We start from the raw sequence: 16,957 nt of genomic DNA, 5'->3' as shown, positions 1-16,957 counted from the left end.
ATGGGCGCCGGTCACGCACACGCGCTCTACCGGCACGGCCACAGCCCCGTCCACGCGCTCCCGCCGCACTGCAAGCTGGCCGCGGTCCTCGCGTTCGTGGTGCTGGTCGTCGCCACCCCGCGCGAGGCGGTGTGGGCGTTCGCCCTGTACGCCGTAGAACTCGCGGTGGTGGCGTACGCGGCACGCGTACCGGCCCGGCACGTTCTGAGCCGGATGCTGGTCGAAGTGCCGTTCGTGGCCTTCGCCGTGCTGATGCCGTTCGTCGCCCAGGGCGAGCGGGTGGAGGTGGCCGGGCTCTCGCTGAGCGTGTCCGGGCTGTGGGGTGCGTTCAATGTGCTCGCGAAGGCGACGCTCGGCGTCGCCGCCTCCGTGCTTCTCGCCTCCACCACCGACCTGCGTGAACTCCTGATCGGACTCCAGCGGTTGAAGCTCCCGCCGATGATGGTCCAGATCGCGTCGTTCATGATCCGGTACGGCGAGGTGATCACCGGTGAGATGCGCCGGATGTCGATCGCCCGCAGATCCCGGGGCTTCGAGGCCCGGGGCGTACAGCAGTGGGGAGTGCTCGCCAAGACGGCGGGAGCGCTGTTCATCCGGTCGTACGAGAGGGGGGAGCGTGTGCACCTGGCGATGGTGAGCCGGGGGTATACGGGAGTGATGCCGGTGATCGACGAGGTCACCGCGTCACGTGAGCAGTGGAGGTACGCGGCGGTATTGCCGGGGGCGGCGCTGTTGGTGTGCGCGATGGGATGGGTGTTGTAGATGAGTGTTGACGCTGTGACCGGGAACGAGACGTCGCCGACCGCGCCTTCGCTGGCGGTCAGTGGGCTCGCCTACGCCTACCCGGACGGCCACCAGGCCCTGTACGGCGTAGAACTGGCCCTCGGCAAGGGGGAGCGGGTCGCCCTCCTCGGCCCCAATGGCGCCGGCAAGACCACCCTCGTCCTGCACCTCAACGGCATCCTCGCCGCAGGCGCCGGCACGGTGGAGGTGGCCGGCCTTCCGGTCGTCAAGCGGAACCTCGCCGAGATCCGCCGCCGGGTCGGCATCGTCTTCCAGGACCCGGACGACCAACTGTTCATGCCGACGGTGCGGGAGGACGTGGCGTTCGGTCCGGCCACCGCCGGAATGCGTGGTGCGGAGCTGGAGGCGCGGGTGCGGGAGGCACTGGAACAGGTGGGGATGGCGGAGTTCGCCGACCGCGCCCCGCACCACCTCTCCTTCGGGCAGCGCCGCCGGGTCGCGGTGGCGACCGTCCTGGCGATGCGCCCCGAGATCCTGGTCCTCGACGAGCCGTCGTCCAACCTCGACCCGGCGTCCCGCCGCGAACTCGCCGACATCCTCCGTACGTTGGACGTCACCGTCCTGATGGTCACCCACGACCTCCCCTACGCACTGGAGCTCTGCCCGCGAGCGGTCGTCCTCAGCGAGGGAGTGGTCGTCGCGGACGGCCGAACCCAGGACCTGCTCCTGGATGAGGAGTTGATGCGAGCGCACCGCCTGGAGCTGCCGTTCGGCTTTGACCCGGGGTCGGTGAGGGTGGGGTAGGCGGGTGTCCTGTACGGCGTAGAAGCAGGTGATGACGGGGTGTCCTGTACGGCGTAGAAGCAGGCGACGGCCGGGTGTCCTGTACGGCGTAGAAGCAGATGACGGCCGGGTGTCCTGTACGGCGTAGAAGCAGATGACGGCCGGGTGTCCTGTACGGCGTACAGGACGGTGACCTCCGTGCGCACCGTACGGCGTACAGGGCGGCGATGGGTGAACCCCGCGTACGTCCCGGGGGTGGGCCTGCATCGCAGGTCGAAGCGTTGCACCATGGGGGCGGAAAAGTGTCGGTCGGGTTGTGAGCGGGAGTGATGTACGCGTGGACGTCCAGGGCACGGTGGCGGCCGGATTCGAACCGGTCAGGGACGCCTTCGTACGTAACTTCCAGCAGCGCGGCGAACGCGGCGCGGCCGTCGCCGTCTACCGGCACGGTCACAAGGTCGCCGACCTGTGGGGCGGCACCCGTGACGTCGACGGCGCCGAACCGTGGGCGCTGGACACCGCCCAAGTCGTCCGCTCCGCAGGCAAAGGCATAGCCGCCGCGGTCCCCCTCCTCCTTCACCAACGGGGCCAGATCGACCTGGACGCCCCCGTCGGCACCTACTGGCCGGAGTTCAAAACGGCCGGCAAGGAACGCGTTCTGGTACGTCATCTGCTCTCGCACCGCGCCGGACTGCCCGTCCTCGACCGGCCGTTGACCCCTGCCGAAGCGTGCGACGGTGAGTCCGGAGCCCGCGCGGTCGCCGCCCAGGCTCCCGTCTGGGAACCCGGCGCCGACCACGGGTACCACGCCCAGACGTACAGTTTCCTGCTCGCCGAGCTCGTCCGCCGGGTCACCGGCCGCACCATCGGCCGCTGGGTGGCTGAGGAGATCGCCCGCCCGCTCGACCTGGACTTCTGGATCGGCCTGCCCGTCGAGGAGGCCCACCGTGTCGGCCGGATCGCACCCATTGAGGAACCCGCCACCCCCGGTGGCCTCAAGCTCCGCCCCAAGCGCGCGGTCAGCGACGCCTACGCCGACCCCGGTTCGCTCACCCGCCGGGCCTTCGGCGCCATCGACCCGCTCCCCAACGAGAACGACCCCGCCTACCGGGCCGCCGAACTCCCCGCCTCCGGGGCCATATCCACCGCCCGCGCCCTGGCCCGTTGCTACGCCGCGATGATCGGCCCCGTCGACGACGGCCCCCGCCTCTTCGCGCCCGCCACCCTGACTCTCGCCCGTACCGAGGAATCCAGCGGCCCCGACCGCGTCCTGGTGGTGAACACCCGCTTCGGCCTCGGCTTCATGCTGCACGGCTCGGCCTCGCCCCTCCTCGGCCCCGGCTCCTTCGGCCACCCCGGCCGCGGTGGTTCGCTGGGATTCGCCGACCCGGAATCCGGAATCGCGCTTGGTTACGTAACCAATGGCCTGCGCAAGGGCGTTACCGCCGATCCGCGCGCACTGGCGCTGATCGCAGGGGTGCGTGAGGCGCTCCTATAGACGGAGTCCCGTAGACGGAGTCCCATAGACGGAGGGGGCCTTCACCGCTCTACCGCGGTGAAGGCCCCCTCCCATGTCCCACCAGGACTCAGGACTCAGGGCTCAGGAGGACTCAGTGCTCATGGCCCAAGTCCCAGGCCCTGGAACCCAAATCTCAGAGCTTGAAGCCGTAATCCATGATCTTCTTCGCGTCCGCCGTGCGGTTGACCTCATTGGACGAGGCGAGGACCGCGCCGACGACCGTGCGCTTGCCGCGGGTGGCGGCGAAGACCAGGCAGTACTTGGCCTGCTTGCCGGAGCCGGTCTTCACGCCGATCGCGCCCTTGTAACTGCCGAGCAGCTTGTTGGTGTTGGTCCACGCCATGTTGCGGTAGCCACCCCGCTTGGTGGTGACCTTCTGGGTGGTGGACTTCGTGGCGACGATCGAGCGGAAGCTGGGGTTCTTCAGCGTGTTGACGGCGAGCTTGGAAAGGTCGCGTGGCGTCGAGTAGTTGGCGCCGTTGCTGATGCCGTCGAACGAGTCGAAGTGGGTGTTCTTCATGCCGAGGTACTTCGCGACGCTGTTCATCTTCCCGATGAACGACTTCACGCGCGCGGCCCGCGTCTTGCCGACGCCGAACTTGTCGGCGAGCGCGTAGGCGGCATCGCAGCCCGACGGCAGCATCAGCCCGTACAGCAACTGCCGCACGGTGACCTTGTCACCGACGATCAGCCGCGCGGACGAGGCGCCCTTGGCGACGATGTAGTCGCTGTATGCCTTGTCGATCGTGACCTTGGTGTTCAGGTTGACGCCCTTGGTGGCGAGCACCACCTGAGCGGTCATGATCTTGGTCGTCGAGCCCGTGGAGAGCCGGGTGTCGGCGTACTTCCCGAAGTACGTCCGCCCCGAGGCGGCGTCCATCAGGAACCCGCCCTTGGCGACGATCGACGGCGCCTTGGGTGCGGCGGTGGGTGCGGCCTGCGCGGCCGGCGCGACGAGCGCGCCGGTGACCATGACCGACCCGGCGGTGACCAGAGTCGCCGATATGCGACAGACCGCCTTGATGCCTGTATTCAAGGTAGATGCTCCATATGCCCTGAAGTGGCGGCCACATGGGGAGGCCGCCTGCTTGTGGGACATGCGTGAAGAACAAATGGATGCATGGAAACCGAGTTCTTTACCGTTCCCTTACCTAGTTCGTCCTGGGGTTCCTCCTGAGCTCCTCCCGTGCTCCTCTCCTGGGCTCCTCTCCTGGGCTCCTCCCGGGACCGACCGCGCCTGCCGCTGCGAGGATGCCCGCATGGAGACTTCGGCGGAGACGGTACTGACCCGGCAGGAAGCGTCGGACGCGGTCGGCGAGTTGGGGTGGCGCTATCTGTTGGGCGCTCTGCGTACGTCGGTGGCGGTCGCGTCACTGACGCGGGCCGCCGAGGTGGCGGCGGTCGCGGTCGCCGCGTGCGGTGGTGACGGTGACCAACATCTATTTGTCGACCTGCGCCCCACGCACGTGACCCTCACTCTGCAAACCCTCCCGCGCGCCACCGTCACCGCCCACGACGTCACCCTCGCCGCCCGGATCTCCACCGCCGTAAGCGACATGGGCCTACGTACCGGCCCCGGCATCGAGCCGCCGGCGTCACCGCGCTCGGTGCAGATCCTGGAGTTCGCGGTCGATGCGATGGACATCGCCGCCGTACGACCGTTCTGGCGCGCAGTACTCGGGTACGTCGCCGAGCCGGGCGCCGACGGCCCGCAGGACCCCCTCGTCGACCCCCTCGGCCAGGGCCCGGCCCTCTGGTTCCAGCAGATGGACCATCCGCGCCCGCAACGCAACCGCATCCACTTCGACGTCTGCGTCCCGCACGACGAGGTGGCCCACCGGATCGAGGCCACCCTCGCCGCAGGCGGACGACTCGTGTACGAGGCGGAGGCCCCGGCCTTCCGGGTGCTGGCCGACCCCGAGGGCAACGAGGTGTGCGTGACCACGTGGCAGGGGCGGGACTAACGATTGCGGCGCTCAGCGTGCGTCGAAGCGGTGGAGCAGCGTGCCGTCGCCGCCGTAGATGTCGAGGAAGTAGCCGTCGGGTGCCTCCCAGCCCTCCTTCTCCTTCAGGTACGTCTCGATGGCGGGGCGTAGTTCGTTGAAGTGATCGTTGTCGCTCTGGGTGTCGCTGGACCACACGGTGATGCGTGGGACGCCCTCCGCGACGGCTCCGCTGTCGACTCCTTTGATCGCCTTCTCGCCACCGTTCCTGCGGAAGCGTTCGGCTACTTGTGCCGCTTCGGCCGGGACAGGGCCGGCGGTGCGATGAGCTGGGTCCGAGTAGAACTCCGGTGCCCGGTTCGGCGTGCTGCAGCCGGTCAGCAAGAGGGTGGCGGCGACGAGGAGGGCTGCGGCGGTGCCACGCGCGGTGGGCTTCATGTGGCTGAGCGTATGCCGGTAGATGGGATTCCGGTGGGAGTGGTGAAACCGCAGGACCGTGGGGTGGGTGTGGCGGATCTAAGAGCCTGTGTCTAAACCCCGGCCGGGCGCCCGTCGTCTGGCACGCACGCTCGCGGCGTTGCCGAAAGCCCCTAGTAGCTCCTTCCCCGAGCTCTCAACTTCGTTCGAGCAGGGGAGACCCCAGCGAGGACCTTCCAGCGCCTTGCGATCGCACGCACCAGACGACGTTCGCTGATCCGACCGGGGTTCAGACACAGGCTCTAAGCTCGCGGTCATGACTTCACTGAGTGACAACGCGCGCAAGTTGTTGGACGGGCGCAGTTGTGCCGTCCTGGCCACGATCAATCCTGACGGGAGTCCGCAGACGTCCGTGGTCTGGGTGGGGCGGGACGGCGATGACCTGCTGATTTCGACGCAGGCCGGCCGCAAGAAGGAGAAGAACATGCGGAGTGATCCACGGGTCAGTCTGACCATGTACGACGTGGAGAATTCGGACAGTTATGTGGAGGTGCGGGGGCTTGCCGCGGTGAGCGAGGACGAGGGGCGGAAGGTCGCCGTCGCGCTGGCGGAGAAGTACGAGGGGGCAGGTGCGGGGGACGAGTACCTGCAACTGCCGGTGGAGGCGGTTCGGTTGACGGTGCGGATTACGCCGCAGCGGGTGCTGGGGAGTGCGGCGAAGTAGAAGGAGGGGGCGGGTAGAAGGAGGGGGCGGCCGGAGTTCGTGCCCGGCGCCCCCCCCGGGTGCGTACTTCTGCGGAGGGGGTGGACGGCGTCAACTGGTGTGGAGCATCAGGCCGATGCCCACCACCATCAGGCCTGCCGCCGCGATGCGTGGGGCGCCGAAGCGTTCCTTCAGGACGAGGGTGCCGATGGCGGCGCCGACGATGATGCTGGATTCGCGGAGGGCGGCGATGGGGGCGAGGGGGGCGCGGGTCTGGGCCCAGAGGACGAGGCCGTAGGCGATGACGGAGAGGGCTGCGCCGATGAAGCCCCTTACAGCGTATGGGCGGAGCTGGGCGGCGAGTTGGGTGCGGCGTTTGCAGAGGGCGTAGGCCGGGATGGAGATGCCTTCGAGGATCATCAGCCAGGCGATGTAGCCGAGGGAGGTTCCTGAGGCGCGGACGCCGAGGCCGTCGACGGTGGTGTAGAGGGCGATGGCCAGGCCGGTGGCCAGCGCGGCGCCGATCGCGGGCCACTGGGGCTTCTTCCCGGAGCCCCGGATGCCCCAGACGGCCACGCCCACCAGGCCGGTACAGGCGACCGCCACGCCTGCCAGCTGCCAGCCGCCGGGGATCTCGTCGGCGAAGACGGCGGCGAGTGCGGTGACGATGAGGGGCGCGCTGCCTCGGGCGATCGGGTACATCTGGCCGAAGTCGCCGAGGGTGAAGGAGCGCATGAGCAGGAGCATGTACGCGACGTGCAGTGCGGCGGAGAGGACCAGGTAGGGCCAGGCCTCGGCGGCGGGGAGGGGTACGAAGAGCGCGGCCACCGCGCCGATCAGCAGGCCGCCGCCGGAGATCAGGGTGAAGGAGAGCAGCTGGTCCTTGATGTGGTGGGCTATCGCGTTCCAGCTGGCGTGTGTGACCGCGGCGATGAGGACTGCCGCGCAGACGAGAGGGGTCACTTCGCGGCCCCGGGAGCGGTCGCGCCGGGAGCGGTCGCGCCGGGAGCGGTCGCGCCTGGAGTGGTTGCGCCTGGAGTGCCTGCCCCGGCGGCGCCCGCCCCGGGGGTGCCTGCCTCGCGTACGTCGGTGAGGGTGGCACCCGCGTGGGTGATGAGCTGGTCGGGGGCCATGGGGAACACCGTGTGCGGGTCGCCGGCGGCCGCCCAGACGACCGGGTGGGCGAGGAGGCCGCGGTCGGCGAGGACGCGGGTGCGGGTGACATGGCCGAAGGGGGGTACTCCGCCGATCGCGTAACCCGTTGTACGCCGTACAAGAACGGCATCCGCGCGGGTGACCCGCTGGGCGCCCAACTCGGCCCGTACCAGCTCCGGATCGACCCGGGAGGAGCCGTCCATCAGGACCAGTACCGGCACCCCGTCCGCCGCGAAGATCAGTGACTTGACGATCTCGCCGGGAGTGCAGCCGATCGCCTCGGCGGCCTGGGCCGCCGTGCGCGCGCCGTCGGGGAAACGGCGGGTTTCCACGGTGAGGCCGGCTTCGCGGAGGGCCGCCGCGAACAGCGGATGGACTTCTGAAGGCTCGGAAGTGCTCATGGCCCGCACGCTACTGGTCGGCGTACGGGCCACGCGAGTCCGTATCGGAGCTTGAGTCAGGGGATGACTCAAGCGTGATCGGAGGGGGATAAGAGGGGGATTTGGGGTGGATTAGGGGGATGAATGGCTGGTAACCAGTGCTCCGTCAACGGGCGTTGAGGACCCTCGCCACGATGGGACCGGCCGCGTCGCCGCCGTGGCCCGCTGCCGGGACGTACGCCGCCGCGGCCAGTCCGTCGGCGTATCCGGTGAACCAGCTGTCGGACGTCTTCTGGTCGGCGACCTCGGACGAGCCCGTCTTCGCACCCTTGTTGCCGCCGACCGAACTCATGGCCTCGGCCGCCGTGCCGCTGGTGGCGGTGAGCCGCATCATCGAGCGGATGCCGGAAACGGTGGCCGCGGAGAGTGAGGACGGCGCCTGGGCGAAGGCCCGGTCGTCGAGGTCCTTGGCGACGATGTAGGGCTGGTGGAAGGTGCCGGTGGTGGCGGTCGCGGTGATCGAGGCGATGTTCAGCGGGTTGAACTGGGTCTGGCCCTGGCCGATGTACTGGTAGGCGGCCTCGCCCCGCTCGCCGGCCGGGATGTTGCCGTCGAAGGTGGTGATCCCGGTCTTCCAGTCCGCGCCGATGCCGAAGTGGGAGGCGGCGAAGGCGGGGAGTGCGCCGTCGTCGTCGACCTTGGTGATCTGCTTGATGAAGGCGCTGTTGCAGGAGACGGCGAAGGCCCTGGAGAAGGGGATGTTGCCGTAGCCCTTGTGGTTCAGGTTGTCGACCTTGGTGCCGTAGTACGTGACGTCGGGCGGGCACTCGACGGTCTTGTCCGGGGTGACGATGCCCTTCTCCATGAGCATGGCGGCGGTGAGGATCTTGAGGGTGGAGCCCGGGGGCCTGGTGCCGCTGACCGCCGTGTTGAAGCCCTTGGCCGGGTTGTTGGCGAGGGCGCGGATGGCACCGTTCTCGCGGTTGAGGGCGACGACGGATCCGCCCTTGTACCGCGCCACCGCCGTCTCGGCGGCCGCCTGGACGCCCGCGTCGATGGTGGTCTGCAGCTTGCCGGGGACGCCCTTGCTGAGGGTGAGGAGAGTGCGGGCGGGAGTGTTCGGGTCCTCGGACTCGATGAAGAGCTCGACGCCGGGCTTGCCGTTGGACTTCTCGCCGTACTTGTCGCGGAGCGTGTTGAGGACCGGGCCGAGGGAGGGGTACTTCTCCTCCGTCAGCTCCTTGCCGTTGCGGTCCACCGCCTTGATCGGCGGGGTGCTCGCGGTGCCCGTCTTGAGGGTCTCGCCCTTTTTCAGGTCCGGGTGGACGACGGACGGGGACCAGTCGACGCGAGGCTGGCCGGTCGTCTTTCCGCGGACGACGGTGAGGGACGAGGCGTAGGAGAGGGGCTTCTCCACGCCGTCGGCGCTCACCTTGCCGGTGAGGGTGAAGGGGACCTTGGTGCCGGTGGCGGTGCCAGGGGTGATCTTCAGGCCCGAGATGTGGGCTTCCTCGAAGTAGGTGGCGAGGACGGTGGTGGCGGTGGCCGCGTCGTTGGTGAGCTGGGCGGCGGCCTCCGTGTCGGACTTGGCCCAGGCGGTGAGGAAGTTGTTGGCGGTGGTGGTGATCTCGTCCTTGGTGGGCGGGCCGGTGCGGACGGGGGCGGCTTGGGTGCCGGGGCCCTTGCCGTTCTGGCTGCTGATCGCGCCTTCGCCGGAGAGGAGTTGGTAGCCGCCGTAGGTCACGCCGCCGGCGAACAGGACGAATGCGCCGCTCACTGCGGCGACCTTGGCTCCACTGCGCATGTCGCAGTCCCCTCCCCAGGAGTCCCCCCGGAGTCGGTTCCGGTGGGTTATCGGGGAGTGACTCTACGGGGAGGGAGTGGTGGGGGTGGTGTGGCGTTATGCGACTGGTACGTGGGGCTGGGGCGGCCGGAGTGGGGAAGGGAGGTGGATTTTGTGGGGTTCGGCTGTCGGGTGGTGTGCGGGTCGGTGCTGGTGGAGGAGGCAAAAGGGGCGGGGCCGAGGTTGTCTGCGGTGCGGTTGCCCGCCCCTTCCGGGGCCCCTCCGCGGGGCTCAGATCCAGGTGTCCAGCCACATCCGGTGGCGCCATCCCCCGATCGGCATCGTGGTGCCCGTGCAGATCGGCCAGAAGTAGATGAAGTTGTTCCATGCAGGAGCTCTAGGGCGCGGACCTGCCTGCTCAGCGATTCGCTGGGCCTTGCAGGGTCTCCCGGGCCGTCATCGGGCTGTCGTTGGAGATCTGTAGGGCACGGCCGGCCGTTTCGATAAAGGCGGACCTGGCCGCTTGGATGGCGTCCCTAGCGGCCCCGTACTGCTGAGTCACGGCTGTGATGTCACTCGCTCGTCCCTCACGAGTCGCTGCAGACCACTCGACGAGCGCGCTGAACTCCGCCCCGGCTGCCTTGAGCAGCGCTCTGCTGTTGTCGACCAGGTACTGGGGCCCCCAAAGGTCAGCGCGTGCTGAGACTTCCACGAGTTCGACAAACTGGCCCTGGAAACGGAGGTATTCCTCTTCAGCCAACGGATTACCTCCACGCAGCGTTGCTACCCAGTTGATAGCCGTTGTTCGGAATGACGCGTGTGATGCTAGGACGTCACTGCACACCTGGCTGCGCTGATCGAGTATCCAGCGCCTCTGCTGATCGGTGGATTGGCGCTCGGCCTGGATGTGAGTGGCCTCGATGGTCTTTTGTGCTCCGATGCGTGCACCGTAGGCCGTGGCAAGCCCTCCCACCACGGCCCCAATGAGTCCAGACATGCCAGCGACTAGCCCTACGAACTCCTGGTCCATTGCGTCATCCTCCTCCCCGCCGACTTCGAGCTGAAGGGGTTTGGCAACTGGCTTTTTGCCTTGACAGGTTTCCAGCCATTCCCTATTCGCGCTCAACCTGACGGCTGTTTCACCGGTGCACTCGTGGTCGACAAAGACACCCGGTACAAGCTGTCTACAGCTTTCCGAGTGCGGCCCTCGCTGCTCGGCATCAGGTGCGTGTACGTCCGGAGCGTGAAGCCCGGGTCCGAGTGCCCCAAGTACTGGCTCAGGGCTCGGATGTTCTCGCCGCCGCGTACCGCTCAACCCCCCTTGGGCTCCGGAATGATGCCCACGGCCGCAAGAGCGGGTTTCCGCTGCCAACTGTTGAAGTGGCTCACCCGTACGAAGTCGCCGCCGCTCCCGGCGAAGATGAGCGACTTCGTAACCGGCGGCCCGCCGGGCGTACGCCAAGGCAAAGGTGACCCTGACGGGCGGGAAGCGCTCCGGGTGCGCACGGAGCGCGCCGGCGACCTCCTCGGGGAGCGGTACGTCGCGCACCTTGCCGCCCTTCGGTAGGGCGAAGACGTCGCTGGTCAGGGCATGATCGAGGTAGCGGCAAGAGGTAGCGGTAGCGGACGTTTGCCGCTACCGGGGTGCTTGCCGCTACCTCTCAGAGGGCCTCTGAGCTGCCCGGTAGCCGAGGTAGCGGAAGTAGCGGACTCTCAGGCAGGAGGGGGAGGGCAGTACCGTTGCCACGCGCCGTGAAGGTCTTTGGCGTAGTAGCCCTTCATCACGCTCCCCGCGCCGGTCTTGATGTTCCGGGCCGCGACGGGGGTGTTGTCGGCGGTCATGTACTCCCGGAGCATCTTGGCCACTCCCCGGGAGTCCAGCGGGCGGCCTGCCATGTCAGCCCATGGCGACTCGTCCAGGCTGCACAGCCGGTCGAGAACGGCGACTGTGGGAAGCCGGTCGATGCCGCTGAACACCTGGTCCCGCAGGTCGGTGACAGAGATCGAAAAACTGTCTCTCTTGGCACTCCCGTGGCCGCGCACATGCGTACGGGCTACGACGAAGACGATCGGCCGCTACGCGTAATGATCACGATTCTCCCGGGAGACCGTCATGTCATCAGGTACGACGTTTCGGCAGAGTGAACACGCCCTACAGGAGCAAGCAAGAGTGAAGTCCCCTCGGAGCATCGACCCAGAGCTTCCCCGCAACCAGCATCCTGCGCGGGTCTGGTACACGTCCTACGGCTCGAACATGCACCTGGACCGGCTGGCCGCCTACATTCAGGGCGGCCAGCCCCCGGGAGCGTCCAGGTCGTACCCGGGGTGCCGTGATCGAGAGATGCCGACTCGGTCCATCCCGGTCGAACTCTCAGGGAGTCTGTACTTCGCCACGGAGTCCCCGGTGTGGGGCGGGGGCAGGGCCTTTTACGACCCGTACGCCCAGGGGCGAGTACTCGCTAGGGCGCACCTTGTGACCGTCCAGCAGTTCGCCGACATCGCGGCCCAGGAAATGTATCGAGAGCCCGGTACGGATCTCGACCTGACAGACGTCCTGACGCAGGGGCGCGCGGCATTGGGCGAGGGGCGGTACGAAACGCTTGTGTGTGCCGGGCAGGTCGACGATGTGCCCGTGCTGACCTTCACAGCGCCTTGGCGCATGCACGAAGTACCCAGTGTTCCGCCGTCACCTGAATACGTTCGCTTCCTGGCGTCGGGCCTACTGTCGAGCGGCACATGGGGCGTGGGTGCAATCGCCGCGTACGTCGCCGCCAGCCCCGGCGCGGCTGGTCACTGGTCGGAGCAAGCCCTCGTCGACCTCATCCGAGACGACGCTTGAGATCCTTCCACGAGGGTTGCATTCGGTATCTCCACGAGGAGCGGGGGCCGTCTGTGGGCCGTCCGAAGGTGGCCCAAGACCACCGCGACAACGACCAACAACACCCGTGAGGGGCGCGGCCTGAGCCGCGCCCCTCACGGGTGTTCATCCAGCTAGATCCAGGTGTCCAGCCACATCCGGTGGCGCCATTCCCCGATCGGCATCGTGGTGCCCGTGTAGATCGGCCAGAAGTAGATGAAGTTCCAGATGATCAGGAGCACCAGGACGCCCGCGCCGATCGCGCCGACCGCGCGGCGGCGTTCGTCGGAGCCCGGCGGGCCGAGGATGGCGCCGATCATCATGACGACGGCCAGGCAGAGGAAGGGGACGAAGACGACGGCGTAGAAGAAGAAGATGGTGCGTTCCTGGTAGAGGAACCAGGGGAGCCAGCCGGCCACCACGCCCGCCAGGATGGCGCCCGCGCGCCAGTCGCGGCGGAAGAACCAGCGGTAGAGGACGTAGAGGAGCGCGAAGGCCGCCGCCCACCAGAGCATCGGAGTGCCGAGCGCGAGTACCTCGCGGGCGCACTTCTCGGTCTCGGTGACGGGGCAGCCGTCGGTGCCGGGCCCGGGGGACTCGTAGAAGTACGAGACCGGGCGGCCCAGCACGATCCAGGACCAGGGGTTGGACTCGTAGGTGTGGCCCGAGGTCAGCTGGATGTGGAAGGAGTAGACCTCGCTCTCGTAGTGCCAGAGGCTGCGCAGCCACTCCGGGACCCAGCTCATGTCGAACTGCGGGAGCGGGATGCCCAGGACGCGGTCGGGGGAGAGGCCCTCGCGGCCCTTCGCCCAGTCGCGGAAGTACCCCTTGTCGGTGACCAGCCAGCCGGTCCAGGAGGCCAGGTAGGTGAGCAGCGCGACGGGGACGGTGGAGACGAAGGCGGGGAGGACGTCGCGTTTGAGGACCGCCTTGTACGGGTGCCTGGCGCTGGCCGTGCGGCGGGCGGCGACGTCCCAGACGACGGTCAGCAGGCAGAAGACGACCAGGGTGTAGAGGCCGCTCCACTTGGTGGCGAAGGCCAGGCCCAGGCAGAGCCCGGCGGCCAGCCGCCAGGGGCGCAGGCCCAGGCGGAGGGTCTCGGCGAGGCGGGCGTCGGGGCGCAGTACGCCGTCGGCGTCGACGGGCAGCGCGTCGGCGAGCCGGCGACGTGAGTGGTCGCGGTCGACAAGCAGACAGCCGAAGGCCGCGAGAACGAAGAACATCAGGACCTGGTCGAGCAGCGCGGTGCGGCTCATGACGAAGTGCAGGCCGTCAACGGCCAGCAGGAGACCGGCCAGGCAGCCCAGGAAGGTGGAGCGGAAGAGGCGCCGGCCGATCCGGCACAGGATGAGGATGGAGAGTACGCCGAGTACCGCGACGGCCACCCGCCAGCCGAACGGGGTGAACCCGAAGAGCTGCTCGCCCCATCCGATCAGCCACTTCCCGGCCGGCGGGTGGACCACATAGCCGGGGTCGGTGGGGACCGACACCAGGTCCGGGTTGGCCAGCAGCCGCTTGTCGATGTCCTTGGGCCAACTGCCCTCGTACCCCTGGTTGACCAGCGCCCACGCGTCCTTCGCGTAGTACGTCTCGTCGAATATCACCGCCTTGGGGCTGCCCAGCTGCCAGAACCGCAGCAGGGCGGCGACCAGTGTGACCAGCAGCGGACCGCCCCAGGGAGCGATCCGCATCAGCCGGTCGGCGAGGGCCGGGGAGATGTGGAGCATCGACCACAGGTGAGGGCCGGGGGGACGTACGTACGGAGGTACGAGCCGGTCCCGCAGGTCGGCCTGGCGGCGCGGCACATGGCCGAAGCGGCGCAGCCGCCGCTGCCAGGAGGGCGGCTCCTCGTGGGTGGCCTGCCCGTGTGGGGCGTGGGGCGCGGTACTCGTCACCGCGCCATCGTAGGTAACGAGGCTGTGCGCGTCGCCCGTCCACCCTGGGAGGATGGGCAGTGTGACTGGATCGACTGAACCCGCGCCCGCCCCCGAGTCCGCCCCGGCGTCCGCGCCCGCGCCCGACGCCTCCTCCGGCGCCGGGACCCTCGTGCTCGCCGGAACGCCCATCGGGGACGTGTCCGACGCACCGCCGAGGCTGGCGAAGGAGCTGGAGCGCGCCGATGTGATCGCCGCCGAGGACACCCGACGGCTGCGCCGGCTCACCCAGGCGATGGGGGTCTACACGACGGGGCGTGTCGTCTCCTACTTCGAGGGCAACGAGACCGCCCGGACGCCGGAGCTGGTGGAGGCCCTGGAAGGCGGGTCTCGGGTGCTTCTGGTGACGGACGCCGGGATGCCTTCGGTGTCGGACCCCGGGTACCGGCTGGTGGCGGCTGCCGTGGAGAAGGACATCAGGGTCACCGCGGTGCCTGGGCCGTCCGCGGTGCTTACCGCGCTGGCGATGTCGGGGCTGCCGGTGGACCGGTTCTGCTTCGAGGGATTCCTGCCGCGCAAGGCGGGCGAGCGGCTGGCGAAGCTGCGGGAGGTCGCCGACGAGCGGCGGACGCTGGTCTATTTCGAGGCGCCGCACCGGCTCGACGACACCCTCGCGGCGATGGCCGAGGTGTTCGGCGAGGGGCGGCGGGCGGCGGTGTGCCGGGAGCTGACCAAGACGTACGAGGAAGTGAGGCGCGGCCCGCTGAAGGAGCTCGCCGAGTGGGCGGCGGAGGGCGTGCGCGGGGAGATCACCGTGGTCGTCGAGGGGGCGCCGGAGGCCGGGCCCGCCGAGCTGGACGCCGATGAGCTGGTGCGCAGGGTGCAGGTGCGCGAGGAGGCGGGGGAGCGTCGCAAGGAGGCGATCGCCGCCGTCGCCCTCGACGCGGGGCTGCCCAAGCGAGAGGTGTTCGATGCGGTCGTGGCGGCAAAGAATGCGGCTCGGGCAGGGGCAGGTGAGAGTAAAGGAGTGTCTTGAAAAGCAAAGTAAATGCCTGATTCGTGCCTGATTTCCCAGGTCGGCGTCAAATGCTCCTTACGTTTCGACAGGTCTGTCGCGCTTCGGCCCGAATGGGCGTCCACTGGATGGTGAGTGGAAAGGAGCTGGCATGAGCGAGATCGCCGAAAGCGCAGCCGGCAGCGTCACCGCACAGGGCACCGCACAGGCCACCGCACAGGCAGTGGTGGGGACGCAGACATCGGGGCCCCTGGCGGGGACCGTGCAGGAGGCGTACGCCTTCGCCTGTATGAAGTGCGGCCACGGCTGGGAGCAGGCGTACGAGATAGAGCACCACACGGACGGCTCCGGCCACCCCTTCGTCGTGTACCGGGCGAACGGTGAGCGGGTCCCCTCCCCGCTGTCCCGGCCCTCCTGCCTGAACTGCGGCAGCACCGTCGTACGGATCATGCGCTCCGGCCAGGTGTCGTCCATCCAGGAACTCCAGCGCCGCAAGGCGGCTGCGGCCCCCGCGGCCGGACCGGTCGCGGCGGGCGGCACGGAGGTCGCGGACGTCCCCGAGCAGCGGGAGCCGCACCACTGGCACCTCTCCGATCTCCTGCACCCGTTCCACCGGGGCGAGCGCAAGTAAGTAGGGGGCCGGGCGGCTTTCGTAGGATCGACCGCATGAGCGACCGCACCAGCACAGGCAAGAGCGAACGCAGCACCAGCGAGAGCGATCGCAGCAGCAAGAGCGACCGCGCCAAGGAGACCGCGCCGCCGCCGCCCCCGCCGCTCCGTGTCGCGGTCGCCGATTCGCACACCCACCTGGACATGCAGGGCGCCACCGTCGAGGAGGCCGTCGCCGCGGCCGCCTCGGTCGGGGTGGACACCCTGGTGCAGGTGGGTTGCGACGTGAAGGGCTCCCGTTGGGCGGCGGAGACGGCGGCGTCGTACGCGAACATCCACGCGGCCGTCGCGCTGCACCCCAATGAGGCCCCCCGCATCGTCCTCGGCGACCCCGACGGCTGGTCCCGGCAGGGTGCCCGGCCGGGCGGCGGGGACGCGGCGCTCGACGACGCGCTCGCCGAGATCGACCGGCTCGCGGGTCTGGACCAGGTACGGGGCGTGGGCGAGACGGGCCTCGACTACTTCCGTACGGGGCCGGAGGGCAAGGCCGCGCAGGAGCGTTCCTTCCGCGCCCACATCGAGATCGCCAAGCGGCACGGCAAGGCCCTGGTCATCCACGACCGTGACGCGCACGCCGATGTGCTGCGCGTGCTGGAGGAGGAGGGCGCGCCCGAGCGGACCGTCTTCCACTGCTACTCCGGTGACGCGGAGATGGCCGAAGTGTGCGTGTCCAAGGGTTACTTCATGTCCTTCGCCGGCACGGTCACCTTCAAGAACGCCCAACCCCTGCGCGACGCCCTCGCCGTGGCCCCGCTGGAACTGGTCCTGGTCGAGACGGACGCCCCCTTCCTGACTCCCGCTCCGTACCGCGGACGGCCCAACGCTCCGTATCTGATTCCGATCACGGTCCGGGCGATGGCTGAGGTGAAGGGTGTCGACGAGGACGCCATGGCGACCGCCATCTCGGTGAATACGGCGCGTGCGTTCGGATATTGAGCCGCCCGAGGGGCGCGCACGGGCCGTGCGCCGGGCCCTCGGTGGGTGATTGATCCGTACTGGCTCGCATTTCAGCACGTATGCCACTCGTACGGGGGTTCGTCGCGCAACCCTGCGTAGTTGTGCCGCTTTGGAGAGTGACGATTGCTCGGCTAGTGTCCCGGCCCGCAGCTAGGGCG

Annotated in this window: 15 protein-coding genes and 3 pseudogenes; 9 read left to right on the top strand and 9 right to left on the bottom strand. The window is 68.9% G+C overall.

Annotated features, from left to right (window positions below; genetic code table 11):
- From cbiQ to ACIA73_RS32465, 3 genes are all read left to right on the top strand, one after another.
- On the top strand, positions 1-762 hold the full coding sequence (gene cbiQ / locus ACIA73_RS32475) for a cobalt ECF transporter T component CbiQ (RefSeq protein ID WP_399442459.1): 762 nt from the start codon (positions 1-3) through the stop codon (positions 760-762).
- Positions 763-1,548, top strand: a complete 786-nt coding sequence (locus tag ACIA73_RS32470; RefSeq protein ID WP_399442458.1) for an energy-coupling factor ABC transporter ATP-binding protein — start codon at positions 763-765, stop codon at positions 1,546-1,548.
- A 316-nt stretch (positions 1,549-1,864) separates the two neighbouring features.
- Positions 1,865-3,025 carry a serine hydrolase domain-containing protein gene (locus ACIA73_RS32465; protein WP_399442457.1) on the top strand — a complete coding sequence of 387 codons (1,161 nt, stop codon included), beginning with the start codon at positions 1,865-1,867 and terminating at the stop codon, positions 3,023-3,025.
- Between the two features lie 154 nt (positions 3,026-3,179).
- On the opposite strand, the gene ACIA73_RS32460 is transcribed toward ACIA73_RS32465, so the two are convergent.
- A complete protein-coding gene (locus ACIA73_RS32460) occupies positions 3,180-4,082 on the bottom strand; it encodes a D-alanyl-D-alanine carboxypeptidase family protein (protein WP_399442456.1) in 903 nt (300 codons plus the stop codon).
- Positions 4,083-4,305: 223 nt separating this feature from the next.
- Between ACIA73_RS32460 and ACIA73_RS32455 the strand changes: the two genes are divergently transcribed.
- Positions 4,306-5,010, top strand: a complete 705-nt coding sequence (locus ACIA73_RS32455) for a VOC family protein (protein ID WP_399442455.1) — start codon at positions 4,306-4,308, stop codon at positions 5,008-5,010.
- Between the two features lie 12 nt (positions 5,011-5,022).
- Here the strand turns inward: ACIA73_RS32455 and ACIA73_RS32450 are convergent, their stop codons facing one another.
- Entirely contained in the window at positions 5,023-5,427 is a 405-nt protein-coding gene (locus ACIA73_RS32450) for a hypothetical protein (protein WP_399442454.1), read from the bottom strand.
- 295 nt (positions 5,428-5,722) lie between these two features.
- Between ACIA73_RS32450 and ACIA73_RS32445 the strand changes: the two genes are divergently transcribed.
- Positions 5,723-6,130 carry a PPOX class F420-dependent oxidoreductase gene (locus ACIA73_RS32445; RefSeq protein WP_399442453.1) on the top strand — a complete coding sequence of 136 codons (408 nt, stop codon included), beginning with the start codon at positions 5,723-5,725 and terminating at the stop codon, positions 6,128-6,130.
- A 90-nt stretch (positions 6,131-6,220) separates the two neighbouring features.
- Here the strand turns inward: ACIA73_RS32445 and ACIA73_RS32440 are convergent, their stop codons facing one another.
- The 6 genes and pseudogenes from ACIA73_RS32440 to ACIA73_RS32415 form a co-directional block, all read right to left on the bottom strand.
- Positions 6,221-7,072, bottom strand: a complete 852-nt coding sequence (locus ACIA73_RS32440) for an EamA family transporter (protein WP_399442452.1) — start codon at positions 7,070-7,072, stop codon at positions 6,221-6,223.
- A gap of 113 nt (positions 7,073-7,185) precedes the next feature.
- Positions 7,186-7,665 (bottom strand): annotated as a pseudogene (locus ACIA73_RS32435) (YbaK/EbsC family protein); the annotation flags it as partial.
- 145 nt (positions 7,666-7,810) lie between these two features.
- The gene (locus ACIA73_RS32430; protein ID WP_399442451.1) at positions 7,811-9,448 is read right to left on the bottom strand and encodes a penicillin-binding transpeptidase domain-containing protein; all 1,638 of its coding nucleotides are present in this window, start codon (positions 9,446-9,448) and stop codon (positions 7,811-7,813) included.
- A gap of 397 nt (positions 9,449-9,845) precedes the next feature.
- The gene (locus ACIA73_RS32425) at positions 9,846-10,457 is read right to left on the bottom strand and encodes a hypothetical protein (protein ID WP_399442450.1); all 612 of its coding nucleotides are present in this window, start codon (positions 10,455-10,457) and stop codon (positions 9,846-9,848) included.
- 92 nt (positions 10,458-10,549) lie between these two features.
- Positions 10,550-11,003 (bottom strand): annotated as a pseudogene (locus ACIA73_RS32420) (site-specific integrase); the annotation flags it as partial.
- Between the two features lie 85 nt (positions 11,004-11,088).
- Positions 11,089-11,425 (bottom strand): annotated as a pseudogene (locus tag ACIA73_RS32415) (DUF3631 domain-containing protein); the annotation flags it as partial.
- Positions 11,426-11,900: 475 nt separating this feature from the next.
- Between ACIA73_RS32415 and ACIA73_RS32410 the strand changes: the two are divergent.
- Positions 11,901-12,266 (top strand): hypothetical protein, encoded by a 366-nt coding sequence (locus ACIA73_RS32410; protein WP_399442449.1) that lies wholly within the window; start codon positions 11,901-11,903, stop codon positions 12,264-12,266.
- A gap of 152 nt (positions 12,267-12,418) precedes the next feature.
- Here the strand turns inward: ACIA73_RS32410 and ACIA73_RS32405 are convergent, their stop codons facing one another.
- Positions 12,419-14,179 (bottom strand): dolichyl-phosphate-mannose--protein mannosyltransferase, encoded by a 1,761-nt coding sequence (locus tag ACIA73_RS32405; RefSeq protein WP_399442448.1) that lies wholly within the window; start codon positions 14,177-14,179, stop codon positions 12,419-12,421.
- A gap of 151 nt (positions 14,180-14,330) precedes the next feature.
- On the opposite strand from ACIA73_RS32405, the gene rsmI reads away from it, so the two are divergent.
- The 3 genes from rsmI to ACIA73_RS32390 all read left to right on the top strand — a co-directional run bounded on the left by rsmI (position 14,331) and on the right by ACIA73_RS32390 (position 16,778).
- On the top strand, positions 14,331-15,194 hold the full coding sequence (gene rsmI, locus ACIA73_RS32400) for a 16S rRNA (cytidine(1402)-2'-O)-methyltransferase (protein WP_399442509.1): 864 nt from the start codon (positions 14,331-14,333) through the stop codon (positions 15,192-15,194).
- Positions 15,195-15,324: 130 nt separating this feature from the next.
- Positions 15,325-15,804 carry a hypothetical protein gene (locus tag ACIA73_RS32395; protein WP_399442447.1) on the top strand — a complete coding sequence of 160 codons (480 nt, stop codon included), beginning with the start codon at positions 15,325-15,327 and terminating at the stop codon, positions 15,802-15,804.
- Positions 15,805-15,839: 35 nt separating this feature from the next.
- Complete coding sequence (locus tag ACIA73_RS32390; protein WP_399442446.1) at positions 15,840-16,778, top strand: TatD family hydrolase; 939 nt, start codon at positions 15,840-15,842, stop codon at positions 16,776-16,778.
- The last annotated feature ends 179 nt before the right edge of the window (positions 16,779-16,957 follow it).

Origin of the sequence: Streptomyces sp. NPDC051561, assembly GCF_044454195.1 — a bacterium.
GTDB lineage: Bacteria > Actinomycetota > Actinomycetes > Streptomycetales > Streptomycetaceae > Streptomyces.
This window is presented reverse-complemented; position numbering and strand designations above follow the sequence as displayed.

Bases quoted from the DNA above. Each gene is read 5' to 3' on its own strand.
- cbiQ (WP_399442459.1), top strand. From the start codon at position 1: ATGGGCGCCGGTCACGCACACGCGCTCTACCGGCACGGCCACAGCCCC.
- ACIA73_RS32470 (WP_399442458.1), top strand. From the start codon at position 763: ATGAGTGTTGACGCTGTGACCGGGAACGAGACGTCGCCGACCGCGCCT.
- ACIA73_RS32455 (WP_399442455.1), top strand. From the start codon at position 4,306: ATGGAGACTTCGGCGGAGACGGTACTGACCCGGCAGGAAGCGTCGGAC.
- ACIA73_RS32450 (WP_399442454.1), bottom strand. From the start codon at position 5,427: ATGAAGCCCACCGCGCGTGGCACCGCCGCAGCCCTCCTCGTCGCCGCC.
- ACIA73_RS32445 (WP_399442453.1), top strand. From the start codon at position 5,723: ATGACTTCACTGAGTGACAACGCGCGCAAGTTGTTGGACGGGCGCAGT.
- ACIA73_RS32430 (WP_399442451.1), bottom strand. From the start codon at position 9,448: ATGCGCAGTGGAGCCAAGGTCGCCGCAGTGAGCGGCGCATTCGTCCTG.
- ACIA73_RS32425 (WP_399442450.1), bottom strand. From the start codon at position 10,457: ATGGACCAGGAGTTCGTAGGGCTAGTCGCTGGCATGTCTGGACTCATT.
- ACIA73_RS32395 (WP_399442447.1), top strand. From the start codon at position 15,325: ATGAGCGAGATCGCCGAAAGCGCAGCCGGCAGCGTCACCGCACAGGGC.
- ACIA73_RS32390 (WP_399442446.1), top strand. From the start codon at position 15,840: ATGAGCGACCGCACCAGCACAGGCAAGAGCGAACGCAGCACCAGCGAG.